This window comes from Olleya sp. UBA1516 (assembly GCF_002323495.1).
Taxonomy (GTDB): Bacteria; Bacteroidota; Bacteroidia; order Flavobacteriales; family Flavobacteriaceae; genus Olleya.
Genome location: NZ_DCQO01000009.1, coordinates 156,169 through 182,473, shown reverse-complemented (window position 1 = coordinate 182,473; position 26,305 = coordinate 156,169). Strand labels below are relative to the sequence as shown.

Below are 26,305 nucleotides of genomic sequence, written 5' to 3'. Positions count from 1 at the left end.
TCGTGTGATTACTCCTTACTAATCTTATTCATCCTTTTCACACCATAAATCAAACCTCCAAGCACTAATAATATCAGTAAAATAGAACTAGCTAACGCGATCGTACTTCCGGTTTTAACAACATCAGGTTCAAACTTAAATTCAATAATATGTTTACCTTTTGGCACCTCTAAACCTCTTAACGCATAGTTTACTTTAACATGTGGTTTTAATACACCATCAATATAAGCATTCCATCCAGAACCATAATACATTTCTGAAAACACAGCAAAACCATCATTTACATTATCCGACTGATATTTAATATAGTTAGGCTTATAATCTAAAGTTTTTATTGAAGCTAAAGAATCCACAACAAACGTCTTAGGAAGATTAGTTTTATCAGAAACACCTTCAGAATAAATAGCTATTTTTTTAGTATTTAATGTGTCTAGAGCCAAAATTTCTGCATCAGCAGAACTTACTTTTTCAGTGTTTTCTACAAACCAAACATTACCATTAGCGTCGTTATTTACAAACGGAAACGGACTACCATCTTCTCCTTGACCAATTATGTATTTCGCGTTAAGCATACTTAATACATTAATATTGTTTTTAGAGATATAAAATTCGTATAAATCTTGATAGCGTTTTGGTTTTGCTGCGTGATAACCACCTAATGCATTATGAAAATAACTAGTTTTAGCTCCTCCAGACGTTAAGTCATACACGCGATAATTAGTATTATCCTTAAGTATCTCTAAATCTGCTTTATTGGCTTGATAAGGACGCTCCATTTGTAACTTAGATACAAAATCTTCGTTATTAACGTAACGTTTATCTACGCTAACTAAATCTACTATAATTAATAATCCAAGAATGACTATAACCTTAGTTTCGTTTAGTTTCTTTTTCAAAAAGAAATAGATAACGCCTGCTGCTAATAGAACAAACAACAAGGTTCTAAGCGTATCTTGTGTAAAAAAGCTAGCTCTGTCTTCTCTTAAAGCATCCAAAAACGCTTGTCCATTACCTTCTCTAATACGTCCATCAATACCACCAACAAAATCGATTATTCCAACAGCTTTTCCTAATAAAAATAGGATTGCTAAACCTGCTGTAATAATTACTGTATTTTTTAAAGCCTTAAGTTTTTCTTCGGTTTTAACAACATTATTAAACAACCTAACTAGAGCAAAAACAGCTAAAACAGGAATGCATAATTCTAAAATTACTTGTATTGAGCTGACTGCTCTAAACTTATTATATAATGGTACATAGTTAATAAATAAATCTGTTAAGAATTCTAGATTTTTACCATAAGACAATAATAATGACAGTATAGTTCCTCCTACTAACCACCATTTTAAACGACCTTTAACTAAAAACAAGCCTAATACAAATAAAAATATTACAACTGCTCCAACATAAGCTGGTGCTTCTACTATGGTTTGGCTTCCCCAATATGTTGGTAGACCTTTAGTATATTCTCTAGCGTCTGCTGGTGGCACACCTTGATCAACAATGTATTTATACACTGCAGAATCTTCGCCTACATCTTCTCCGCTTCCACCACCTAAAAATCTAGGTACAAATAGGTTAAAAGTTTCTAGTTTACCATAACTATACTCTGTAATATATTCTTTACTTAAACCGTTTGTGTTTTCTCTCTTGGACCCATTGGCATTGATAGTTAACTCGCTTTTACCACGTGTACTCTCCTTAACATAATCTTGTGTAGCTAAAATATTAGTTGCATTTAAACCTATTGCCAAGATTACTGCAGCAAATAACACACCTACAGCTTTAAAAAAGTGAGGCAACATCTTTTTACGATAGGCATCTACCAAATAAGCGATACCTAAAACTAAGACTAACAACATTAAATAGTACGTCATTTGGTAATGGTTAGCCACCAACTCTAATCCCATAGCTATGGCTGTCAGGATAAAACCGTAAACATACTTACCTCTAAACGTTAGAATAATACCACTTAAAACTAATGGCATATAAGCTATTGCATGTGCTTTGCTATTATGTCCTACACCCAAAATTATGATTAGATAGGTAGAAAAACCAAATGCCAAAGCACCTAATCCTGCTAATTTCCAATCCACTTTTAAAACCAAAAGCAATATATAAAATCCAGCAAAATAAAGAAATAAGTAATCAGCTGGTCGTGGTAAAAAACGCAACGACAGGTCTAACTTTTTAATATAATTGTGTGGGTATTTTGCTCCTAATTGGTAGGTTGGCATACCTCCAAATGCACTATTAGTCCAATAGGTTTCTTCTCCAGAATTAGTTTTAAAATCCTTTTGTTGTTTTGCCATTCCTGTGTAGTGAACAATATCACTTTGGTAAATGACTTTTCCTTGTAAAACAGGACTAAAATAGGCTAAAGAGCAAACAATAAATCCTACCAAAACTAAAAGATGAGGTAAGATTTTTTTAAAAGAAAATTGCATAAAAAGTTTTAAAAAGTATGAGGTTGAAAATTACTCAATTTCTTCGTAATCTACATACTCTCCTACATTTTTATTTGAAGATTTATTATTAGGCATTTTATCTATAGTTATCTCGCCTTCTTTTTGAGTTGGCTCTTGTCTTTGTTGGTTAAACGCACCTCCAAAACGCTCGGTTGCTTTTTTAGCTGCATATTTAAATAATGCAGGTGCAAACAAACGAGATAAGATTTTTAATCCGTAGTAAATTAATGCTATTATAAGTATGGTTCTTAATAAAGCCATGTTGAAATAAAAGTTAAATTATCAATACTTTAACAAAAATACAATTCTTGAGTTTTAAATTGAGTTTTAAATACTTAAAAAAAATATAAAATCTTATATTTGACTTTAAACAAAAATATATGCTTAACCCAAAATTAATTGTAACGTATATACTCTTATTAGCAAGTTTTACTGCTAATGCGCAATATACTGAAGTAATCAACTCTAACAGACCAGGTGTATCTAGAAGTGCTTTTGCAGTCGGAAAAAATGTGGCTCAGCTTGAGGTTGGACCTTACATGCTTAAAGAAGAGCACACACCATTAAAAAATGAAGCTTCAGGTTTTGGTATTGACTTTGCAGCGCGTTATGGTTTAGTTTGGGAAGAACTAGAATTAAATATAGAAGGTACTTACCAAAACGATACATTTACAGATAATCGATCTACCTTATTTCCAATAGAAACTGATCGTGCAAATTTTAAATATTTAACATTAGGTGCAAAATACTTAGTGTATGATCCATATAAAAAACGTGGTGAGGAGAAACCTAATATTTATAGCTATCATGCTAACAAAAAATTTAAATGGAGTAATTTAATTCCTGCTGTAGCTGTATATGCTGGTGTAAACTATGATGCTAAAGATAATATTTATGTGCCTTATAGCAATCCGTTTTCAAGTCCAAATTACGAAGGAGGTTTTACACCTAAAGTGATGGTTGCAACACAAAACAACTTTAATAGTGGTTGGGTTTTAGTTATGAATTTTGCCAAGGACAGGATTGGGTCAGATTTTTCAGATTTTCAATACATAGTTACTTTAACCAAATCCATTACTGACCAATGGGTTTTATTTGGAGAAACTCAAGGCATAAAAAGTGATTATTATGCAGACAATTTATTTAGATTTGGTGGAGCATATTTATGGAGTAAGGATTTTCAGTTAGATACTGCAATTACTTTTAATACAAAGGACACACCTTCGGTTTTTAGCTTTAACTTTGGCGCATCTTATCGTTTAGATTTCCATAAAGATCCTGAAGCTGATATAGATAATGGTACTGATGTACTTGAAGAATACGAAAGAAAAGCGAATAGAAAGAAAAATAAGAATAAAAAAGATAATGATTCTGACACACCAGAAGATTCAGGTAAACGAAAAAAAGAAACTCAAGAGATTAATTTTGATGACGAAAACTAACCCTTTCTTTTTTATATGATTACAACCAAAAAAGTAGTATCAAAAGCAGATTATAAAGCGTTTGTTAAATTTCCTTTTGAAATATACAAAGACTCTAAATATTGGGTTCCACCTATTATTAGTCAAGAATTAGCAACATTTGATGCAAAGAAAAACCCTATTTTTAATGATGCCGAAGCAACACTGTTTTTAGCCTATAAAGACAATAAAGTAGTTGGTCGTATCGCTGCAATTATAAATTGGCTAGAAGTAAAAGACCAAAACATAAAAAAAATGCGTTTTGGTTGGTTTGATTTTATTGACGATCTAGATGTTAGTAAGGCGCTTTTACAAGAGGTTTACACTATTGGTCATGCAAATAAGCTACACTATACGGAAGGTCCTGTAGGTTTTTCTAACTTAGATAAAGTTGGAGTTGTTACAGAAGGATTTGATGCGATAGGTAACATGATTACTTGGTATAATCACGCCTACTATGTCAACCATTATCAGTCACATGGTTTTTCTGTTGAGAAAAAATATTCTGAAAGTCGTTTTCCTTTTAAAAACGTAAAACCTGAATTTTTCTACAAAGCACAAGAATTAATAAAAAGACGCTATCAGCTTAAAGCTTTAGACTTAAAAAAAACATCCGAAGTCATGCCTTATGCAGATCAAATGTTTGATTTATTTAATGAAAGCTACGCCTCACTATCTTCATTTGTTGCGATTACAGATATTCAAAAAGAATATTTTAAAAAGAAGTTTATAAGTTTTATTAATCCAGAATATATCAAATTTGTTATTGACAAAGACAACAAATTGGTAGCATTTGCTGTAGTTATGCCTAGATTTGCGGATGCATTGCAACAAATGAAAGGTAAATTATTACCATTTGGATTTTTAAAATTATTAAAAGCTAAAAAAGAAAGCAAAGACGTTATGTTTTACTTAATAGGTGTACATCCTGATTATCAAAATAAAGGTGTACATGCTGTTATTTTTAACGAATATTACAACACGTTTACTGAAAGAGGAATACAAACCTGTTATAGAACACCTGAATTAGAGGATAATGAAGCTATACATAAAATTTGGAAACACTTTGATCCAGAGGTATATATAAGACGTTGTACTTTTAAAAAAGAATTATAAATCATCAAGAGCTTACTATTAATAGATAAGCTCTTTTTTTAAATAATTATTTTAAGAAATAACTATATTTAATCAAAGATGAATTATATAATGATACATTTAATTATTAAAACAAAAAAAATCCGATTCAAATGAATCGGATTTTTAACTAAATTTTATTTTTGTTACTCTCCCATTGCTTTCATTAAAGCAGCAGACATACGCTTGTAAGTACCGTTTTCTAAACGTTCTCTAATAGCATCAAAAGCATCTAAAGTTTCAGTCACATCTTGTAATGTATGAGTTGCAGTAGGAATCATACGTAAAAGTATTAATCCTTTTGGAATTACTGGATACACAACAATAGAGCAGAAAATACCATAGTTTTCTCTTAAATCTCTAACTAAAGCCATAGCTTCTGGAATACTTCCATTTAAATACACTGGAGTCACACAACTTTGTGTTGTACCAATATCAAAACCTCTGTCTTTAAGTCCAGATTGTAACGCATCTACAATTTTCCATAAGTTTTCTTTTAACTCAGGCATTGTGCGTAACATATCTAAACGCTTTAATGCACCTACAACCAATTGCATTTGCAATGATTTAGCAAACATTTGCGAACGTAAATTATATTTTAGATAATCAATAATTTCTTGATCAGCAGCAATAAATGCACCTGTACTAGCTAAAGACTTAGCAAAAGTTGCAAAATACACATCAATATCATCTTGTACACCTTGCTCTTCTCCTGCTCCAGCACCAGTTTTACCTAAGGTACCAAAACCATGTGCATCATCTACAAACAGTCTAAAGTTATATTTTTTCTTTAAAGCAACAATTTCTTTTAAGCGTCCTTGCTCACCTCTCATACCAAATACACCTTCAGAGATCACTAAGATTCCTCCTCCAGTTTGTTCTGCCATTTTAGTAGCACGACCTAAGTTTTTCTCTAAACTTTCAATATCGTTATGCTTATAAGTAAATCGTTTTCCGTGGTGTAATCTTACACCATCAATTATACAAGCATGTGCATCCACATCATACACAATAATATCATCTTTACCAACTAAGGCGTCTACGGTAGACACCATACCTTGGTAACCAAAGTTTAATAAGTAAGCTGCTTCTTTATGTACAAACTCAGCAAGCTCGTTTTGTAGTTGCTCATGTAAATCTGTGTGACCAGACATCATACGTGCTCCCATTGGATAAGCAGATCCATATTGTGCTGCAGCTTCTGCATCAACCTTACGGACTTCAGGATGGTTAGCAAGACCTAAGTAGTCATTGATACTCCATGTAATTACATCTTTTCCTTGAAATTTCATACGATTAGAAATTTCACCTTCCAATTTAGGAAACACAAAGTAACCTTCTGCTTGTGCAGCCCATTTACCTAGTGGTCCTTTATCTTTGTATATTTTTTCAAATAAATCTTTCATTGTAAAACGCGATTTTTAAGCTACTATTGTTAGATATATTAGCTTAAGCTATTAAAATTTAGTTAGATGCTACAAAATTATGCATTTTTATTATACGTGCATAACAAATAACCTATGTATTATTAACAAAAAAAGTTAATCTTAATACAACTAAGATTAACTAATCTGTCTATTATTTAATTATTTACTTAATATATTGAATGCTTTGCGCAGCCTCTTCATTTTTACTATCAAAAAAGCCTTGATCACTCATCCATTTGTCACTGTAAATCTTACTCATGTATCTAGAGCCATGGTCAGGAAAAATAACAACAACATTATCTGTATCCTTAAAAGTGTTAGATTCATTAAGTTGTTTTAAGGCTTGCATTGCAGCACCAGATGTGTAGCCTACAAACAACCCTTCGGTTTGTGCTAACTCTCTAGCAGTATGTGCGCTTTCTTCATCTGTGACCTTAATAAACTCATCTATTGTATCAAAATCTGTAGCAGTAGGAATTAAATTTTTTCCTAAACCTTCAATTCTGTATGGATAAATTTCTTTATCGTCAAACTCTCTAGTTTCGTGATATTTTTTTAATACCGAACCATAAGCATCAACACCTATAACCTTAATGTTTGGATTTTGCTCTTTTAAATACTTAGCTATTCCAGAAATTGTCCCTCCTGTACCACTACATGCAACTAAATGCGTTATTTTACCTTCTGTTTGGTTCCATATTTCTGGTCCAGTAGAATTGTAATGTGCATCAATATTTAGTTGATTAAAGTATTGATTAATATAAACAGATCCTTTGATTTCTTCGTGTAATCGTTTTGCTACTTGATAATAACTTCTTGGATCATCTGCACTAACGTTTGCAGGACAAACATATACTTTAGCTCCCATGTTTTTTAACATGTCAATCTTATCTGCTGAAGATTTTGAACTAACTGCCAAGATGCAATCATAACCTTTAATTACACTAACCATTGCAATACTAAATCCTGTATTACCTGATGTAGTTTCAATTATTGTATCTCCTGGTTTAAGTATACCTTGCTTTTCTGCTTGCTCTAAAATGTATAAAGCGATTCTATCTTTTGATGAATGACCTGGATTAAAGGCTTCAACTTTTGCTAGATAATTCCCTTTAAAACCTGAAGTAATTTTTTTTAGTTTTATCATTGGTGTATTACCTATTAGGTCTAATACACTATCAAAAACTTGTTTGTTTTGTTCCATAAATGCTATTTAAAAGCTACTTATTTTGAGTTTTGAAACTCAAAACCTCGCAAAAATAAGCATTTTTTTTGATTATTTATTGATTCCTTCCAATTCGAATAAAAATACATATTCTAAAGCGACTTCTTTTAATGCTTCAAAACGTCCAGAAGCTCCACCATGTCCTGCATCCATGTCTGTTTTAAGTAGTAAAATATTTTTATCTAATTTACAGTCTCTTAATTTAGCTACCCATTTTGCAGGTTCCCAATATTGCACTTGCGAATCGTGTAAACCTGTAGTGACTAACATATTTGGATATGCTTGAGGTGTCACATTATCATATGGTGAATATGACTTCATGTAATTGTAATAATCCTCTTCATTTGGATTTCCCCATTCGTCATATTCTCCTGTAGTTAGTGGTATACTATCATCTAACATAGTCGTTACAACATCTACAAAAGGTACTGCAGCGATAACACCATTGTATAATTCTGGATTCATATTAATTATTGCTCCCATTAATAATCCTCCTGCACTTCCACCCATTGCATAAAGGTGTTGACTAGAGGTATATTTGTTTTCAATTAAAAATTTAGAACAATCTATAAAATCTGTAAATGTATTTAATTTGGATTTTAGTTTTCCGTCTTCGTACCAAGGACGTCCTAAATACTCGCTACCTCTAATATGAGCAATTACATAGATAAAACCTCTATCTAACAAGCTAAGTCGTATTGAAGAGAAATAAGGGTCTATTGTTGCTCCATATGAGCCATATGCATATTGTAACAACGGACTATTTCCGTCAAGTTTTGTTCCTTTTTTATACACTACAGACATTGGTATTTTTACGCCATCTTTAGCTGTTGCCCAAATCCTTTGTGATATATAATTTTCTTTATTAAATGAATCATCTAATACTTGCTGCTCTTTTTTTACCGTTTTTGTTTTAGTCTTTAAATCATAATCGATTATAGAGCTTGGTGTTGTTAAAGAATTAAAAGAGTATCTTAAATAGTTGCTATCAAAATCTGGATTATTCCCTATATCTGCTGTGTATGTTTCACTTTCAAAATCTAAATAATAGTCTTCTTTACCATCCCAACTAATAATTCTTAACTGATTTAAACCATTTTCTCGTTCGTTTACAATTAAATAGTCTTTAAAAATCTCTATATCTTCTAGCAAAACATCTTTACGATGCGGAATAACATCTTCCCAATTAGCCTTATCTGTATTGGTTTCGGCTACTTTTTGAAGTTTAAAATTGGTTGCTTCATCCTTATTTGTAATGATGTAAAAATTATCTTGATAGTGCGCTATTGAATATTCAAGGTTTCTTTCGCGCTTTTGAAAAATTTTAAATTCACCATCAGGTGTATTGGCATCTAAAAACCTATATTCTGTAGTTTGCGTACTTGAACTACCAATTACTAAATACTTTTTAGATTTGGTTTTATACACAAATGTATTAAAGGTATCATCCTCTTCATGAAAAACGATAGTATCTTCAACACTATTTTGACCTAGTTTATGCTTATATATTTTATCCGATCGTAAAGTAACTTCGTCTTTTTTGGAATAAAAAAGTGTTTTGTTATCATTAGCCCAAGTCGAACTTCCTGTGGTATTTTCTATTTTATCCTCAAAAACTTCATTTGTAACTAAGTTTTTAATAAACAATGTGTATTGTCGTCTACTAACAGTATCAATAGAATAGCTTACTAATGTATTATCTGGACTTATTGATATACCACCTAGTTTAAAATAGCTATAACCTTTAGCCATTTTATTACAATCAAAAAGAATTTCTTCTTCAGCGTCAAGATTATCTTTTTTTCTAGTGTAAATTGGGTAATCCTTTCCAATTTCGTATCTAGTTATATACCAATACCCATTTAATTTGTAAGGTACACTTTGGTCATCTTCCTTAACTCGTGACTTCATCTCTTCAAATAAAGACTTTTGAAAAGTTTCTGTATGTTTTAAAACAGATTCAGTATAAGTATTTTCAGCATTTAGATAATCTAAAACCTCTTGGTCCTCTCTTTGGTTTAACCAAAAGTAATTATCTACTCTAACATCATTATGTATACTAAGTTTTTTTTCTATTTTTTTTGCAATAGGTGCAGAAACGTTAGTGCTAACTTTCATCATTTTAAATCTTATTTTTCTGAAGAGCACAAATGTAAAACTTAAAATTAGTTTGAATTATACTTTATTGATATTTAATTGCACTTAATATTTACTTTTAATTAATAAATTTGCAGGATTAACTTTAAAATCAAATAAAATGTTTGGAGATTTAATGGGTAAATTAAAAGAAACCCAAGAAAAAGTAGAGGCTACAAAAAAAAGGATGGATACCGTTTTAATTGACGAAAAAAGTACAGATGATTTACTTAAAGTAACATTGACTGCCAATCGCGAAATTAAATCTATTACAATTGATGATGCTTTATTAGAAGATAAAGAGCAATTGGAAGATTATTTAATTTTAGTACTTAATAAAGCTATTACTAAAGCTACTAATGTAAATGAAGCTGAAGTTGCTGCTGTCGCTAAAGACGGAATGCCTAACATTCCAGGAATGGATATGTTTAAATAAATTATTTTATACAAAGTAAAAAAGGAAGCCAAATTGGCTTCCTTTTTTTTATTTATGAAAAGTATTTACTAAATATTATTCAGCATCGATAACTCTAAATTGAGTACGTCTGTTTGCTAAATGCTCTCTTTCTGTACAAGATACACCATCAGAACATCTGTTAGTTAATCTAGTTTCACCAAATCCATTAGATACAATTCTTGAAGAATTTATTCCTTTAGAGATTAAGTAGTTAGTTACAGCTTGAGCTCTTCTTTCTGATAAAGATCTGTTAGACTCTTTAGAACCTCTTGAATCTGTATGAGAAGCAATCTCTACTGATACACCATTTTGTAAAACTGGTAATAATTTAGCATCGATTTCTCTTTTTGAAGCTGCTGTTAAAGTAGCAGAACCTAATTCCCAGTTTACATTAAGATCGTTATAAGCTACTAACTTACAATCTACTTCAGCCCAAGATGTTAATCCACCTTTAGTTTGTAGTACTTCTTTAGTTACAGTTTTGTTAACCGCAGGAACAGTTACTTCTTCTACTCTAGCATCGCTAGCTAAAACCGTTTTCTTGTACGTAGCAGTTTTTTGAGGCACTTCAATAACTCTTGTTGTTGGAGGTGTTACCATTACTGTACGCTTCATTGTAGTAGACGTTGAAGGAATATCAACAACTCTTGTAGATTCTGGAGTTATAACAGTTTTTCTGATTGTAGTCATTTTTGATGGTACATCAGTCGCTCTTGTTGTAGGAGGTGTAGCCATTACTGTACGCTTCATAGTAGCAGTAACCTCTGGAATAGCTGTTACTCTTGTTGTAGCTGGTTCTAAAACCACAGTACGTTTCATTGTTTTAGTTACAGCAGGAATTTCAATAACTCTTGTTGTTGGAGGTGTTACCATTACTGTTCTCTTAACTTCATTAGTTACAGCAGGAATAGTAATAACTTTTGAAGTTGGAGGAGTTACCATTACAGTTCTCTTAACTTCTTTAGTTACAGCAGGAATATCAATAACTCTTGTTGTTGCTGGAGATACTAAAACTGTTTTTTTGATTGTTTTAGTAATAGCAGGAATATCGATAACTCTTGTTGTAGGAGGTGTTGTCATTACAGTCTTTTTAACTGTTTTAGTTACAGCAGGAATATCAATAACTCTTGTTGTTGCAGGCGTTTGAACTACACGTCTAGTGTAAGTACCCATACCACAATCTTCAGCATTGTTCTCACCTTGATCACATCCTGGCTTAGTAATAACTTGAGCATCATTAGCTAACTCTGTAGTGTTAACTGTAATGTTTTGAGCTGGAATATTTTTATAACACCAGTATCTACAATCGTTAGGATCGTTTGATTGACAATCAACAGCTGGAGTATCACTCATTCCCCATTTAGCAGTTGCAGGCTTAACTTCGATAGTTTGGTAACCAGAAGTAAACTTAGCAGGTACTACAGATAAAGTAGAACCAAATTGTTGTTTCTTATAAGACAATGTTTCAGTTCCCCATTTTGCAGGTATAACTTCTAAACGTTGGCTAGCATTTTGTACTACAACTTCAAAACTTTCAGATCCATATTGAGCAGGAACTATCTCTACTCTAGAAGATGCAGGTTGTACAACAACTTCAACATTTTCAGTTGTCCATTTAGCAGGAACAACTTCTAAACGTTGACCTCCAGAATTTACAACAACAGTTTCTGTTCTTGTTTCGTATTGTGCTGGTACAGTTTCTAACTTAGTGTAAGCAGCTTGTACTACTACTGTTTCTGTTCTTGTTTCGTATTGAGCTGGTACAACTTCTAAACGTTGACTAGCTTCTTGAACAACAACTTCAAAACTTTCAGATCCTAGCTTAGCTGGAATAACTGATAAAGATTGTGCAGCATCATTAGATACGATTTGAAAATTTTCTGTAGCATATTTTGCAGGTACTACTGATAATTCTTGATAACCTGGTTGAGTCATCATCTCTTCTGTAGTAGTATCTGTAGATCCAGCAACTTTCTCTAATCTCTGAGAAGCTTCTTGCGTCACTACTTCAAAAGATTGAGTTTCGTATTGTGCAGGTACTACAGATAATTCTTGTCCTGCAGACTGTACAACAAACTCCTCATTCTCTGTTCTGTATTGAGCAGGAACAACTTTTAGCTTCTTGTACGCAGGAGCAACTTGCACTGTTACATCTTGGTTAACCCATACATCTGGAGTCACACAACGTTTGTAACATTTTCCTGGTTCAGGATTTGTTGGTAAATCTTGTGCGAATGCAATGGTGCAGACTACAAAAGATAAAAATGTTAGTAATACTTTTTTCATTTTTAATAATTTAAATGGTTATTTGATAAATATATAGCCGAACTAATAACGACTGTTCACTAATTTCAAGCAAAAAAAATACATATCAAACTATTATTACTTTTAATTCTTAAAATTTAGTTAAAATTCGCCAAAGAGTAAATAAAAGCGTTAAACAACAATTGTTTTTTAACATATATTAAATCAAAAAAATTACTAAAAAATAAATTTTACAATTTACTTATCACTTCTAACACTCTATCGTGCTGATTATCATCATAATTCAAATGCGTTACCAATCTTAACTTATTGCTTCCCATTCCAATTATCTTAATGTTTTTGTCAGAAAGTGCTTCCAAAAATATTTTTTCTGAATATTTATCATTAAGCTCAAAAATTACAATGTTTGTTTCAACAGGTTCTACCTTTTTAACAAATGAAGATTTGGTTAATGCAACTTCTAATTCAATTGCTTTTTTATGGTCTTCAGCTAATCTTTCAATATTATTTTCTAAAGCATATAATCCTGCTGCAGCTAAAAAACCACCTTGTCTCATTCCACCACCTAAAATTTTTCTAATTCTAATTGCATTGCTCATTATAGTTTCATCTCCAACTAAAACAGATCCTATTGGACACCCTAATCCTTTACTTAAACAAACCGAAATAGTATCAAATGCTTCTCCATATTGTAAAGTCGTTTCGTTTTTAGCAACTAAGGCATTCCAAAGCCTTGCTCCATCAAGATGAAAACCTAAATTATGATCCTTACAGACTTGTTTTATCTTTAATATTTCATTAAAATCCCAACACGCTCCACCTCCTTTATTGGTTGTATTTTCAATTTCAACTAAAGTTGTTAACGGACTATGGTAAAAATCGGGTGGATTAATGGCTTCAATCACTTGTTTTGCAGTAAACATTCCTTGTGTACCATCTAACAAATTACAAGATACACCACTATTAAAAGAGGCTCCTCCACCTTCATAATTATAAATATGTGCATACTTATCGCAAATAACTTGGTCGCCTGGATTAGTATGTAATTTGATAGCTGTTTGATTAGCCATAGTACCACTAGGAAAAAATAAGGCATGAGACTTGCCAAATAACTTAGCAATTTTATCCTCAAGAGCATTTATGGTTTCATCTTCCTTATATACATCATCTCCTACTTGTGCAGATAACATTGCTTCCAACATTTCTGGACTAGGTTTAGTTACTGTATCGCTTCTTAAATCTATAGTCATATTAAATATTTTATTACAGTATAAAACTATTAAAAATTGTTGGCAAATATTTTTAAATGTTAGTAATAATTCTATTTTTGTTGTAAACCAAAATTAATATATGATCACTTTAGAGAATATAAAAGATCTTAATACTCGCCTGACATCGTTAAGGCAATATCTTTGACATTGATGCTAAGCTAATTGCGCTTCAAAATGAAGAAGAGCAAACTTTTGATCCCAGTTTTTGGAACGATTCTAAAAGTGCAGAATTGGTAATGAAATCCATCCGAGAAAAGAAAAAGTGGATCAATGATTACAACCAATCAAAAGTTTTAATTGAAGATTTAGAAGTTATTTTTGAATTTTTTAAAGAAAACGAAGCTACATTGGCAGATGTAGAAGATCGCTATACCAAAGCACTAACTTTAATTGAAGATTTAGAATTTAGAAACATGTTATCTGAAGAAGGTGACAGTCTAAGTGCTGTATTACAAATTACAGCTGGAGCTGGAGGAACAGAAAGTTGCGATTGGGCTAATATGTTAATGCGTATGTATTTAATGTATGCCGAAAAAAATGGTTTTAAAGTAAAAGAACTAAATTTTCAAGAAGGTGATGTTGCAGGAATAAAAACAGTAACCCTTGAGATTGAAGGAGACCATGCATTTGGATGGTTAAAAGGTGAAAATGGAGTGCACAGATTGGTGCGCATATCTCCTTTTGATAGTAATGCAAAACGACATACTAGTTTTGCTTCAGTTTATGTATATCCTTTAGTGGATGATACTATTGAAATTGAAATAAATCCAGCAGATATAGAAATTACAACTGCAAGATCAAGTGGTGCAGGTGGACAAAACGTTAATAAAGTTGAAACCAAAGTACAATTAACGCACAAACCCTCTGGTATACAAATTTCTTGCTCAGAGACTAGATCACAACACGATAATAGGTCTAGAGCTATGCAAATGCTAAAATCGCAATTATATGAAATTGAATTGCAAAAACAATTAGCACAACGCGAAGATATTGAAGCTGGTAAAATGAAAATTGAATGGGGAAGTCAAATCCGAAATTACGTGTTACATCCTTACAAATTAATAAAAGATGTTAGAAGTGGTCACGAAACAGGTAATGTTGACGCTGTTTTAGATGGTAACATCGAGCCCTTTTTAAAAGCCTATTTAATGATGATGGGACAACAAGAAGTAGATAACGAAAACCTTTAAAAATGATTAAAATTTATCATAATCCAAGATGTAGTAAATCTAGACAAGGATTACAATTATTAGAAGATTCTAATAAAAAATTTGAAGTTATTAAGTACCTGGAAACCCCTTTAACAGAAAAAGAATTAAAGGAAATCTTATCACTTCTAAAAATAAAACCAATAGATTTAGTTAGAAAAAACGAAGCTATTTGGAAAGAAAACTACAAAAACAAAACCTTAACAGATCAACAAGTAATAGAGGCTTTAATTAATAACCCTAAATTAATTGAAAGACCAATAGTTACTAATAACGACAAAGCTGTTATAGGTCGACCAACAGAGTTAATCTCAAGCATTTTATAGTATAAAATTATTAATAGCAACCAAAATTTCCCTTAAACCAATGATAGTAATATATCACAATCCTGAGTCTTCAGACTCAAACGCTTGCTTAAAAATACTTGAAACACATAAACACGATCACGAGGTCATAAAATATCAAGATAAGCCATTAGATAAAATTAAACTTGTTAAAATAATTAACATACTTAACATTAAACCTGAAGAGCTTATTAGAAAAGAAAGTAAAATTTGGGTAGAAAACTTTAAACATTTAGAAGATGATGGTCACTTGTTTAATGATGACAGCTTAATAGATATAATGATTGAGTATCAAGACCTTATTGAAAGACCAATAGTCATAAATGGCGAAAAAGCTGTAATAGGCAAACCTGCAAAACGTATTTTTGATATCATTCCGCAGCAAAAAGCAACACTATAATTACTCGTTTTTTATTTAACAAACCTTTAACCAAACCTACTTAAACCTATCGGTATTTTTGCGGTCATACTAAGAAAACCAAACTTATGACTAAAAAAATTATTTCATTTTGCGTATTAATTTTATGCCTGAATCTTGCGTTGGCACAAAATAATGATCAAAAAATGGTAACTATTAAAGGAAAAATACTTGAAAAAGATACCAATGCACCTTTAGAGTATGCCACAGTAGTATTTAAAAACACAACTAATCCAGCAGATCTTTCTGGAGGTATTACTGATGCATCTGGTAATTATTCAATCGAAATTAAATCAGGAACCTACAATGTTAGTTTTGAGTATATTGGTTTTAAAACCGAAGTATTACCAAACAAATCCATAACAGATAATCAAACCTTTAAAACGCAATACTTATCCATTGATGCTGAAGCTTTAGATGAAATTGAAATTATTGCTGAAAAGACAACTGTTGAAATTAGACTGGATAAAAAAATATACAACGTAGGAAAAGATTTAACTGTACGTGGTGGAACTGTAAGTGACGTTTTAGACAACGTACCATCAGTATCTGTTGATGTTGAAGGTAATGTTGCTTTACGCGGAAATGATAACGTACGTATCCTTATTAACGGTAAACCATCAGGATTAGTTGGATTAAATTCTACCGATGCATTAAGACAATTACCAGCCGAATCTATTGAAAAAGTTGAAGTTATTACTTCGCCTTCTGCTAGATATGAATCCGAAGGAACAGCAGGTATACTTAATATCATCTTAAAAAGAAGTAAGTTAGAAGGTTTAAATGGTGCCATCACCACTAATGTTGGTTACAATCCTTCAGCAGGAATTAATGGAAACATAAATTACAGAACTGGAGATATTAATATCTTTAATACTACTGGTTACAGCTATAGAGAAGCTCCAGGAAACTCGTTTACATCTACACAATACAAATCATCTGGAAATTTTTTAGACGAAACAAATACTTTTGATCGTATTAGAAAAGGACTTACTACTAATTTTGGTGTAGAATGGTATGTTAACGATTCTGCTTCATTAACAACATCTGTTTTGTACAGAGATAGTGATGATGAAAACAGCACGACCAACCTATTAGAACAATTTGACATAAACCGAAACTTGCTGTCTACAACCGTTAGATTAGATCCAGAGTTTGAAGAAGACAAAACAATACAATACGCTTTAAATTTTCAAAAAAATTATAGCGATAGTGGACACGTTTTAACTTTTGATTTTCAATATGAAGATAGCTCAGAAAACGAAAACTCATTAGTACAAGTAGATAACGTAATATCAGAACGTGTTGCAACTCTAGAAGATCAACAACAAATTTTACTGCAAACAGATTACGTTTTACCTATGGGTGAAAATAGCCAATTTGAAGCAGGTTATAGAGGTAATTTTAACACCACATCTACAGACTTTCAAGTAGAGTTATTAGATACAGATACTAATCAATTTGAATTAAGTACAGATCTTACTAACCTTTTAAACTTTAAAGAATATCTTAATGCTGTATACACACAATATGGTACTAAAATTAATAAATTTTCATTTTTATTAGGTCTTCGTTTAGAAAATACACAGTTAACTATTGATCAACCTACAACAGGAGATTACAACAAAAGAAACTTTACAGGATTATTCCCTACCGTTAATCTTAATTACGAGTTTAGTGATAGAGAAAATTTAACTTTAGGTTACGCAAGACGTTTAAGACGTCCTCGTGGATTTTTCTTAAATCCTTTTCCTTCTAGATCAAGTGTAACTAATTATTTTCAAGGTAATCCTGGTTTAAACCCAAGTTACTCTGGTCAATTTGACTTAGGTTACTTAAAACGTTTTGGAAAATTTACATTTAACTCGTCATTATATTATGCACACGCTACAGACGTATTTAATTTTGTAAGTTTTGATACAGGAGATACTGCTATAGTAAATGGAGAATCGTTACCAATCATACAACGTACACCTATTAATTTAGCAACAGAAGACAGATATGGTTTTGAGTTTACACTAACCTACAACCCATCTAGAAATTGGAGAGTTAATGGTAACTTCAACTTTTTTCAAAACGACACAAAAGGAACAACTCCAAACGGATTATCTTTAGACAACACAAACAACAGCTGGTTTGCACGTATCAATAATAAATATACATTACCAGGAGAAATTGATTGGCAAACTAACTTAAATTATAGAGGCCCAAGTGAAGATGCCCAAACTAAATCTGAAGGTATATTTACAACAACTATGGCTTTTAGTAAAGATTTATTTGGAGATAGTGCTTCTATAGCCTTTAACGTTAATGATTTATTTAATAGTAGAAAACGCCAACAAAACACTACTACTCCAACTTTTGATGCTTACAGCGAGTACCAATGGAGAGAGCGTAGTTTTAACTTAGCCTTTACATACAGATTTAACCAGAAGAAAAAACGTGTAGAACGTGGAAGCTATGGTGGAGACGATGATTTTGAAGGATAGTATATAATACTTTTACAAAAATAAAAATGTTGCTAATAATTATTAGCAACATTTTTTTTGATTGAGTAATTAGTATCTAAAATAGATTGTAAAAACAAAAAAGGGAAATTCGTTAGAATTTCCCTTTTTTTATATAATTAATTAAAATTAAGCGTTACGCTTAGCTTTTTTCTCTTCTTTAATCTCGTTTAAACGCTCTATTAAACTTCCTCCAATCCAATAAGGAACTACAAAAGTTATTAAAAATATCATTAACCAAAACCCTATGGTTAAGATAGTTAAAAATGCTAAAAAGCCTAAATATTGGTCAAATTCGAACATAATGTGTTTAATTTCTAGTTTATTATTACTGCAAAGATAAAGTAAACTTGTTTTTTATACAATACAAAGTCAAAAATTATTAACATAGTTGTTAATAACCTTATAAATTATCCTTTATTACTTCAGATATTAGTCGATTTTTACTTAGCGTATGCACCAGATGAGTACGTTAATTCGTAACTATGTGTGTACACTTCAAACACAATACCAAATGGATCTTCCACGTAGCACATTTTAAATGGTTTGTCTTCTGGATAATACGCTCTAATTGGCATTCTTTGTTTTCCTCCATACGCCACAATTTTTTCAACTAACGCTTCAATATTTGGGTCCTGAACGCAAAAGTGAAATAAACCAGTATTAAAAGGATTAAATTCTGGAGCTTCCTTTACACCATTTGGAAAAGAAAATAATTCTATTCCTATTCCATCAGACGTAGCTAAATGTGCAATTTCAAAAGTAGACCAATCATCTCCAAAAACATCTATACACATCTGCCCTATTGCTGTTTCCTTTTCTTTTTTAACAATAGACGGTTCCATAATTACATACCATCCCATAACTTCAGAATAAAATTTAACAGCTTCCTTAATATCAGGAACCGTTATGCCTACATGAGAAAATGATTTTGGATAATTTTTTATTGTTTCCATAATTTATATTTTTTTTCAAAATTACTATATATTTGCCTTATAGGCAATAACTTACTTAAAAGTAACATAGTTACCCAAACGAGTAAATTATTGATTATAAGAAACATATAATTAATATTTAGATTATAATAATGAAATGTCCTTTAAATTATACCATGGGTTTGATTGGTACTAAATGGAAACCCTTAATATTGTTTCACTTATTAGATGGTGGTTTACGTTCTGGAATGTTACAACGTAAGATTGAAGGCATCTCTAACAAAATGTTTACTCAAACGGTTAGAGAATTGGAAAAAGATGGCTTAATAATACGTACCGTTTTTCCTGTTGTTCCTCCTAAAGTAGAGTATAAACTTAGTAAACGCGGACAATCATTAGAGACTATTTTAAAAAGTATGGATACTTGGGGTTTAGAAGATTATAAACACGTCGTATAACTAAAATTAATCAATAAAAGAACTAGCAATATTGGTCTTTTTTCTACTATAATTCACCAAAGTTATTTTTATTAAAATTTTATAAACAGAGGATATTAAACTCTACAATTTTCGTAATTTCGTAATCTTAAAATTAATCAATCTTTATAATGGAATATAGAATAGAAAAAGATACCATGGGCGAAGTTAAAGTACCTGCAGATAAACTTTGGGGTGCACAAACAGAACGTTCTAGAAATAATTTTAAAATTGGTAACGTAGCCTCTATGCCTTTAGAAGTGGTATATGGTTTTGCGTATCTTAAAAAAGCTGCTGCTTATACCAACTGCGAACTTGGTGTTTTACCAATTGAAAAAAGAGATCTTATAGCTAAAGTTTGTGATGAGATTTTAAATGGTCAACATGATGATCAATTTCCTTTAGTAATATGGCAAACTGGTTCTGGAACGCAATCTAACATGAATGTTAATGAGGTTATTGCAAATAGAGCACACCAAATTGCAGGAAAAACTGTTGGAGAAGGCGAAAAAACTATCCAACCTAATGATGATGTAAATAAATCGCAATCATCAAATGATACGTTTCCAACAGGAATGCATATTGCTGCTTATACTAAGATTGTAAAAACAACAATTCCAGGTGTAAAACAATTACGTGATACTTTAAAAAAGAAATCAGAAACTTTTAAAAACGTTGTTAAGATAGGTCGTACCCATTTAATGGATGCAACACCTTTAACTTTAGGTCAAGAATTTTCTGGTTATGTCTCTCAATTAGACCATGGATTAAAAGCTTTAGAAAACACTTTGCCTCATTTAAGCGAAATAGCTTTAGGTGGTACTGCTGTTGGAACAGGTTTAAATACACCTAAAGGGTATTCTAAACGTGTAGCAGAATATATAGCAGAATTTACTGGACAACCATTTATAACTGCTCCTAATAAGTTTGAAGCATTAGCAGCACATGATGCAATTGTAGAAAGTCATGGTGCTTTAAAGCAATTAGCTGTATCATTAAACAAAATTGCTAATGATATACGTATGATGGCTTCAGGACCAAGATCTGGAATTGGCGAAATTATTATACCAGCAAATGAACCAGGAAGTTCTATCATGCCAGGAAAAGTAAATCCAACACAATGCGAAGCGTTAACAATGGTTTGTGCACAAGTAATGGGTAACGATGTTGCTATTACTGTTGGTGGTACACAAGGACATTACGAATTGAATGTATTTAAACCAATGATGGCTGCAAATATTTTACAATCTGCGCAATTAATTGGTGATGCTTGTGTTAGTTTTGATGTAAACTGTGCTGCAGGAATAGAACCTAACCATGAAGTTATTAAAGAATTACTAAATAACTCATTAATGTTAGTAACTGCTTTAAATACTAAAATTGGATATTATAAAGCTGCTGAAATTGCTAATACAGCGCATAAAAACGGAACAACTTTAAAAGTAGAAGCTGTTAACTTAGGCTATGTAACTGCTGAAGATTATGACGAGTGGGTTAAACCAGAAGACATGGTTGGTGCTTTAAAATAGTACATTACAATATATCTTAAATTAAAAAACCGATAAGCTTACTTATCGGTTTTTTGTTAGTTAGTTATTAATTATAAATAGGGATGGTTTTAAATAACCATTACAAGTTTATAACTAATTAAATTTCTATTCATTAACATATGTTAATAAATACTATAGTTTTGCTCTAATCCTACTTAATTGCACTGGAGTGATACTTAAAAATTTTGCAATTTGATATTGCGGTATCAAATTATCAATATTTGGTATAACTTTTCTTAATTTTAAATAACGCTGCTTCGCATTCATTGTTAGTAACTCAATATGTTTAGCATCATGCTGACACAATAATTGTTCTAAAAACTTAGCATGAAAACCAAGTACCTCTGCATTAGTTTCACAAAGTGCTTTATACTTAAAATAGTCAACCTCGTAAATTTCGCAGTCGGTTAAAGACTCGTAAATACACTCAGAAGGTGTTTGATTAATTAACGCACGAAATGACGCTAAAATAATTCTGGGTACAAAAATTGATTTTGTTACCTCTTTCCCATTTTCTAATCTAACATAGGAGCGCATAACCCCTTTATTTATCATATATATTTTATTAGGAACGTCTCCTATATTTACTAAAACAGTTCCCGATTTAACTTGCTTAATATGAGCAATTTCATAAACCAAATTAAAAGACGCTTCGGATATTGGATAAAATGATGTTATATAAGATTTAATTTCATTGTAATACATTGGCTTTTCAGCTACCATAATAATTATTTACACACAGGTTAAATGTATCATTTTAAATGATGAAGCCTATAAATTTTCGATGTAGCGCATTTATATTAATACAATAAGTAATGCAAAAAGAATTATTCAGTACTATGCATTTTATCTATATTTGAACTTAAATTATTGCCCAATTATGACCATACTTATTACAAATATCAAGGAATTACTTCAAGTAAGAGATGAAACTATTTTAAAAGTTTCTGGTTTACAAATGAAGGAATTACCAACTATAAAAAACGCCTACCTATTAATTGATAATGACACAATCGTAGATTATGGAGAGATGTCTGACGTTACAGGTATAAATGCGGACCAAATTATTGATGCGTCAGGTAAATTGGTCTTACCTACTTGGTGTGACTCGCATACACATATTGTGTACGCTGGCGACAGATCTCAAGAGTTTGTAGATCGTATTAATGGTTTAAGTTATGAAGATATAGCTAATCGTGGAGGTGGTATTTTAAATAGCGCAAAAACACTGCAGGACACTAGTGAAGATGACCTGTATAACCAATCTGTTACACGACTTAAAGCTGTTATGAGTTTGGGTACAGGTGCAATCGAAATAAAATCAGGTTATGGTTTAACACCTGAAGCAGAAATTAAAATGCTGCGTGTTATAAAACGACTTAAAAAAGATTTTCCAATAAAAGTTAAAGCTACCTTTTTAGGTGCTCATGCATTACCATTAGCGTTTAAAGATAATAAACAAGGTTATTTAGACCAGATAATTAATGACATGTTACCTCAAATTGCTAAAGAAAATTTAGCGCAATATATTGATGTATTCTGCGAAAAGGGATATTTTGATTTAGACGATACAGCGCAAATACTTAAGGCTGGACAAGACTATAATTTAATTCCTAAAATACACGTTAATCAATTTAATGCTTTTGGAGGTATTGCTTTAGCTGTAAAACACAATGCTATAAGTGTTGATCATTTAGAAGAATTAAATAACGAAGATATTAATGCTTTAAAAGACAGTAATACAATGCCAGTTGCGTTACCTTCTTGCTCTTACTTTTTAAGTATACCATACACACCAGGAAGACAATTAATTGATGCTGGACTACCTTTAGCTTTAGCAACAGATTATAATCCTGGCTCAACACCTTCTGGAAATATGAATTTTGTTGTAAGTACTGCATGTATAAAAATGAGGTTAACGCCTGAAGAAGCCATTAATGCTGCAACACTAAATGGTGCTTATGCAATGGGAATATCAAAACAATATGGTAGTATTACCAAAGGAAAAAAAGCTAATATAATAATTACTAAACCTATATCAAGCTATAATTATTTACCCTATGCTTTTGGTGATAACCATATAGAAACAGTAATAATTAATGGTGAAATAATCTAGCAAACCATAAGTACTTTATGTTTTAAATATAAAAAAACCTGAACGCATTAGCCTTCAGGTTTTTTGTTATGGAATAAACAATTAATATTAGTTCAAGCTATTATCTAAGTGTAAACTCAGAGCTTGAAACCAATTCGTTTGAGTTAAAAACGTTTACTTGATAACGTCCTTTTTCAAAATCATCATCTGTACTATTTACTATAAATTCACAGATATCTAGATTTCCATTTTCGTAATTAAACTTACTTATAATACTATAATTAAGTGTTTGTTCACCAAACTTAATTTGTTGATTTACACCTAGTATATTGTTTTTAGGATCTATAACTTGTACATACAATTCTTTATCTCCTGACTGTACTAATTTATTTTTAGCAACTGTGTAGCATACTCTAATTTTATCGCTTCTTCCTGCTCTTTCTGTTGGAATAAGTTTACCATTATTACGTTCAATAACTCCAAAACCCTTTAAGTTTGCTGTTGTTAAAACTGCAGCATTTTCTACTACTTCAGCAAGCGCTGTATTTTGTACAACTAGAGAATCATTAAACATTCTACTTTCTTCATATCTAACATTAGTACTATCTAAAGTAGTCGCTAAATGCATATTTTCTACTTTTAATCTATCGTTTTCAGATAATAAAACATCCATTTCATCTTGTAATGCTAAATACTTCTTTTTGTATTTCCATAAACTACTAACATTGTTTTCCGATACTTTTAACGAGTCTATTAAACTTTGAATACGCTCTCTAGCTTCTACTAAATTTTGGTTAGTCACTTGACTTTCGCTTAAAGCGACATCATATTTAGCAACCATTGTATTTAAGTCGTTTAAAACGTCATTTTTTTCTTGTGTTAATTGCTGCTCAGTTTGTTGTTTGTCTTTATACAAAGTCGATGTATAAATTCCGGTTCCGATAAATAAAGCTAAGGCTATACCTAATGCAACCTTCAAACCTGTACTTGCTGTTTTATTTGCCATAATTATTTGTTTTTAAATGGTAATCGTTAATTTTCTAGTTATTCTTTAATAATAAAAACGTAATTTTAATTTTTCAAAACTACATAAAAAGTAAATGGATAAATTAGTTTTATTTGATAACTCAATTATAAATAATCTACTAAATACTCGTCTTGGCGAAACTAAATTTGGAGAACATACTAACACGTTAACCAGCGTTTCAAATATATACGATTCTCTTAAACCTTTGGACGTCAAGTACGTTATTTTTGGTATACCAGAAGCTATTGGTGTGTTTGCAAATCTAGGTAAATCAGGCACTTCAACCGCTTGGGATGCTACAATTAAAGTTTTGTTAAATATCCAAAGCAATGCTTTTACTAATGCCAAAAATGTTTTGGTCCTAGGCCATTTAGATTTTACAGAAGAGCAAAAACAGCTTTCTAAATTAAATCAAGATGATCCTAAGCATATCGCTAAAGCCAGAAAATTAGTGGCTCAAATGGATACACACGTTGTAGATTTAGTGTCCAATATTGTAAAAGCAGGTAAAATACCCATCGCAATTGGTGGTGGACACAATAATGCTTATGGAATGATAAAAGGTACAAGTCTAGCTTTAAAACAACCCATAAATAGTATTAATTTTGATGCACATACAGATTTTAGAGCATTAGAAGGTAGACATAGTGGTAATGGTTTTAGTTACGCTTACGCTGAAGGTTTTTTAAAACGCTATTTTGCATTTGGGTTACACGAAAATTACACATCATCACAAGTATTTACTCAATTTAAAGATAATAAACATTTAGATTTTAATACTTATGAAGCACTAGCTGTCAGACAAAATTCAAAATTTAAAAAAGAATTACGACGTGCCAAAAAACATGTAAATACAACCCATTTTGGAATTGAAATAGATTGCGATGCTATTATAAACACTCCTAGTAGTGCACAAACATCTAGTGGCTTTTCAGCAGAAAAAACAAGACAATTTTTACATTATTTTGCTGCACTTGACAATGTTAAATATTTACATATCTGTGAAGCTGTAGCTAAAAATAAAAAGGCCTCACAAGTTGGTAAACTAATTAGCTATTTAATTACAGATTTTATACGCTCAAACTCTAATAAAAATGACTAAACTACAAATAGAATACATTAGACTAACATTAGCTTTACTAGTCTTTGTTTTTATAATTACACTTCTTTTTTTACATATTAATCAAGTTGATTTAAATTGGTTTACAACATTATCAAGTGTTATGACCTTACCTGCTTTAGGATTAAGTATTGCAATTCCTATTTGGATGATTGTTGATTTATTTAGAAAAAAAGTAGCAGACAAATCTATATTTAACCTGACCTTTTTTATATCTGTAATTTCAATTTTATTGTTATTATTTGCAATTTATATTTTAAAGTAAAAATGAAACCTACTATTAACATTATCCCTTTTGATAAAAAATACGCCAAGGATTTTTACGTACTAAACAGAGAATGGTTAGAACACTATTTTTATGTTGAACCTTATGACGAAGAGGTTTTAAGCAAACCTGACCAATACATCATGGACAAAGGTGGTTATATATTTTTTGCCAAATTTGAAAATCAAATTGTTGGCACTTATGCCTTCATGCCCTTAAAAAATGAAGCTGGTTATGAATTAACAAAAATGGCTGTATCAACTAGTTTAAGAGGTCATAAAATTGGTCAACAACTACTAGAGCATTGTATTAATTTTGCTAAAGCCAAAAACTTTGAAAGACTACTACTCTACTCTAATCGTAAATTAGAAAATGCCATTTATTTATATCATAAGTTTGGTTTTAAAGAAGTCGTGTTAGAAAAAAACACACCATATAAACGTGCTGATATAAAAATGGAATTTGACTTAAAAAAATAAAAAAAGCACTAAAAAATTTAGTGCTTTTAATTTATAAC

At 31.2% G+C, this 26,305-nt stretch carries 24 protein-coding genes; 13 read left to right on the top strand and 11 right to left on the bottom strand.

Features of this window, described 5'->3' with window-relative positions:
- Positions 1-8: 8 nt before the first annotated feature.
- Complete coding sequence (locus B2989_RS04935; protein ID WP_292945028.1) at positions 9-2,447, bottom strand: YfhO family protein; 2,439 nt, start codon at positions 2,445-2,447, stop codon at positions 9-11.
- Positions 2,448-2,477: 30 nt separating this feature from the next.
- Complete coding sequence (locus B2989_RS04930; protein WP_292945025.1) at positions 2,478-2,729, bottom strand: DUF4834 family protein; 252 nt, start codon at positions 2,727-2,729, stop codon at positions 2,478-2,480.
- A 119-nt stretch (positions 2,730-2,848) separates the two neighbouring features.
- Between B2989_RS04930 and B2989_RS04925 the strand changes: the two genes are divergently transcribed.
- Both B2989_RS04925 and B2989_RS04920 read left to right on the top strand, forming a co-directional pair.
- The gene (locus B2989_RS04925; RefSeq protein ID WP_292945022.1) at positions 2,849-3,910 is read left to right on the top strand and encodes a transporter; all 1,062 of its coding nucleotides are present in this window, start codon (positions 2,849-2,851) and stop codon (positions 3,908-3,910) included.
- Positions 3,911-3,925: 15 nt separating this feature from the next.
- Positions 3,926-5,044 carry a GTP cyclohydrolase gene (locus B2989_RS04920; protein ID WP_292945019.1) on the top strand — a complete coding sequence of 373 codons (1,119 nt, stop codon included), beginning with the start codon at positions 3,926-3,928 and terminating at the stop codon, positions 5,042-5,044.
- A gap of 164 nt (positions 5,045-5,208) precedes the next feature.
- Here B2989_RS04920 and B2989_RS04915 read toward each other — a convergent pair whose 3' ends face one another.
- The 3 genes from B2989_RS04915 to B2989_RS04905 all read right to left on the bottom strand — a co-directional run bounded on the left by B2989_RS04915 (position 5,209) and on the right by B2989_RS04905 (position 9,835).
- Complete coding sequence (locus tag B2989_RS04915; protein WP_145001811.1) at positions 5,209-6,468, bottom strand: aminotransferase class I/II-fold pyridoxal phosphate-dependent enzyme; 1,260 nt, start codon at positions 6,466-6,468, stop codon at positions 5,209-5,211.
- 184 nt (positions 6,469-6,652) lie between these two features.
- Positions 6,653-7,693, bottom strand: coding sequence for a PLP-dependent cysteine synthase family protein (locus B2989_RS04910; RefSeq protein ID WP_292945014.1), 1,041 nt, complete (start codon positions 7,691-7,693; stop codon positions 6,653-6,655).
- A 72-nt stretch (positions 7,694-7,765) separates the two neighbouring features.
- Positions 7,766-9,835 carry a S9 family peptidase gene (locus B2989_RS04905; protein ID WP_414692210.1) on the bottom strand — a complete coding sequence of 690 codons (2,070 nt, stop codon included), beginning with the start codon at positions 9,833-9,835 and terminating at the stop codon, positions 7,766-7,768.
- Between the two features lie 136 nt (positions 9,836-9,971).
- On the opposite strand from B2989_RS04905, the gene B2989_RS04900 reads away from it, so the two are divergent.
- Positions 9,972-10,286 (top strand): YbaB/EbfC family nucleoid-associated protein, encoded by a 315-nt coding sequence (locus B2989_RS04900; protein WP_292945011.1) that lies wholly within the window; start codon positions 9,972-9,974, stop codon positions 10,284-10,286.
- Positions 10,287-10,361: 75 nt separating this feature from the next.
- On the opposite strand, the gene B2989_RS04895 is transcribed toward B2989_RS04900, so the two are convergent.
- A complete protein-coding gene (locus B2989_RS04895) occupies positions 10,362-12,593 on the bottom strand; it encodes an OmpA family protein (protein ID WP_292945008.1) in 2,232 nt (743 codons plus the stop codon).
- 209 nt (positions 12,594-12,802) lie between these two features.
- Positions 12,803-13,822, bottom strand: a complete 1,020-nt coding sequence (locus B2989_RS04890) for a threonine aldolase family protein (RefSeq protein ID WP_292945005.1) — start codon at positions 13,820-13,822, stop codon at positions 12,803-12,805.
- 100 nt (positions 13,823-13,922) lie between these two features.
- Here B2989_RS04890 and prfB point away from each other — a divergent pair.
- From prfB to B2989_RS04870, 4 genes are all read left to right on the top strand, one after another.
- Positions 13,923-15,033, top strand: a protein-coding gene (gene prfB / locus B2989_RS04885) for a peptide chain release factor 2 (protein WP_145001816.1) whose coding sequence is annotated in 2 segments (ribosomal slippage) — positions 13,923-13,985 and positions 13,987-15,033 — 1,110 coding nt in all. Because the reading frame shifts where the segments join, the coding sequence is not laid out codon by codon here.
- Positions 15,034-15,035: 2 nt separating this feature from the next.
- On the top strand, positions 15,036-15,377 hold the full coding sequence (gene arsC, locus B2989_RS04880; protein ID WP_292945002.1) for an arsenate reductase (glutaredoxin): 342 nt from the start codon (positions 15,036-15,038) through the stop codon (positions 15,375-15,377).
- A 40-nt stretch (positions 15,378-15,417) separates the two neighbouring features.
- Positions 15,418-15,795, top strand: a complete 378-nt coding sequence (locus B2989_RS04875) for an arsenate reductase family protein (RefSeq protein WP_145001818.1) — start codon at positions 15,418-15,420, stop codon at positions 15,793-15,795.
- A gap of 86 nt (positions 15,796-15,881) precedes the next feature.
- On the top strand, positions 15,882-18,302 hold the full coding sequence (locus tag B2989_RS04870; protein WP_292944997.1) for a TonB-dependent receptor domain-containing protein: 2,421 nt from the start codon (positions 15,882-15,884) through the stop codon (positions 18,300-18,302).
- Positions 18,303-18,449: 147 nt separating this feature from the next.
- Here B2989_RS04870 and B2989_RS04865 read toward each other — a convergent pair whose 3' ends face one another.
- Positions 18,450-18,623, bottom strand: a complete 174-nt coding sequence (locus B2989_RS04865; protein ID WP_162874834.1) for a hypothetical protein — start codon at positions 18,621-18,623, stop codon at positions 18,450-18,452.
- 140 nt (positions 18,624-18,763) lie between these two features.
- Positions 18,764-19,276 carry a VOC family protein gene (locus B2989_RS04860; protein ID WP_292944988.1) on the bottom strand — a complete coding sequence of 171 codons (513 nt, stop codon included), beginning with the start codon at positions 19,274-19,276 and terminating at the stop codon, positions 18,764-18,766.
- Between the two features lie 131 nt (positions 19,277-19,407).
- On the opposite strand from B2989_RS04860, the gene B2989_RS04855 reads away from it, so the two are divergent.
- Both B2989_RS04855 and fumC read left to right on the top strand, forming a co-directional pair.
- The gene (locus B2989_RS04855) at positions 19,408-19,713 is read left to right on the top strand and encodes a winged helix-turn-helix transcriptional regulator (RefSeq protein WP_292944985.1); all 306 of its coding nucleotides are present in this window, start codon (positions 19,408-19,410) and stop codon (positions 19,711-19,713) included.
- Between the two features lie 149 nt (positions 19,714-19,862).
- A complete protein-coding gene (gene fumC / locus B2989_RS04850; RefSeq protein WP_292944982.1) occupies positions 19,863-21,260 on the top strand; it encodes a class II fumarate hydratase in 1,398 nt (465 codons plus the stop codon).
- A gap of 153 nt (positions 21,261-21,413) precedes the next feature.
- On the opposite strand, the gene B2989_RS04845 is transcribed toward fumC, so the two are convergent.
- A complete protein-coding gene (locus B2989_RS04845; RefSeq protein ID WP_292944979.1) occupies positions 21,414-22,004 on the bottom strand; it encodes a Crp/Fnr family transcriptional regulator in 591 nt (196 codons plus the stop codon).
- Positions 22,005-22,161: 157 nt separating this feature from the next.
- On the opposite strand from B2989_RS04845, the gene hutI reads away from it, so the two are divergent.
- Positions 22,162-23,397: an imidazolonepropionase gene (gene hutI, locus B2989_RS04840; RefSeq protein WP_292944976.1), complete on the top strand. Its 1,236-nt coding sequence runs from the start codon at positions 22,162-22,164 to the stop codon at positions 23,395-23,397.
- A gap of 100 nt (positions 23,398-23,497) precedes the next feature.
- On the opposite strand, the gene B2989_RS04835 is transcribed toward hutI, so the two are convergent.
- Positions 23,498-24,382, bottom strand: a complete 885-nt coding sequence (locus B2989_RS04835) for a chromosome partitioning protein ParA (protein WP_145001825.1) — start codon at positions 24,380-24,382, stop codon at positions 23,498-23,500.
- 94 nt (positions 24,383-24,476) lie between these two features.
- Here B2989_RS04835 and B2989_RS04830 point away from each other — a divergent pair, with 94 nt between their 5' ends.
- From B2989_RS04830 to B2989_RS04820, 3 genes are read left to right on the top strand one after another with little or no spacing between them, the layout of a single operon-like run.
- Positions 24,477-25,505, top strand: coding sequence for a formimidoylglutamase (locus tag B2989_RS04830; RefSeq protein ID WP_292944970.1), 1,029 nt, complete (start codon positions 24,477-24,479; stop codon positions 25,503-25,505).
- Entirely contained in the window at positions 25,498-25,788 is a 291-nt protein-coding gene (locus B2989_RS04825) for a hypothetical protein (protein WP_292944967.1), read from the top strand. Before B2989_RS04830 ends, B2989_RS04825 begins: the two co-directional genes overlap by 8 nt.
- A 2-nt stretch (positions 25,789-25,790) precedes the next feature.
- Complete coding sequence (locus B2989_RS04820) at positions 25,791-26,267, top strand: GNAT family N-acetyltransferase (RefSeq protein ID WP_292944964.1); 477 nt, start codon at positions 25,791-25,793, stop codon at positions 26,265-26,267.
- Positions 26,268-26,305: the final 38 nt, after the last annotated feature.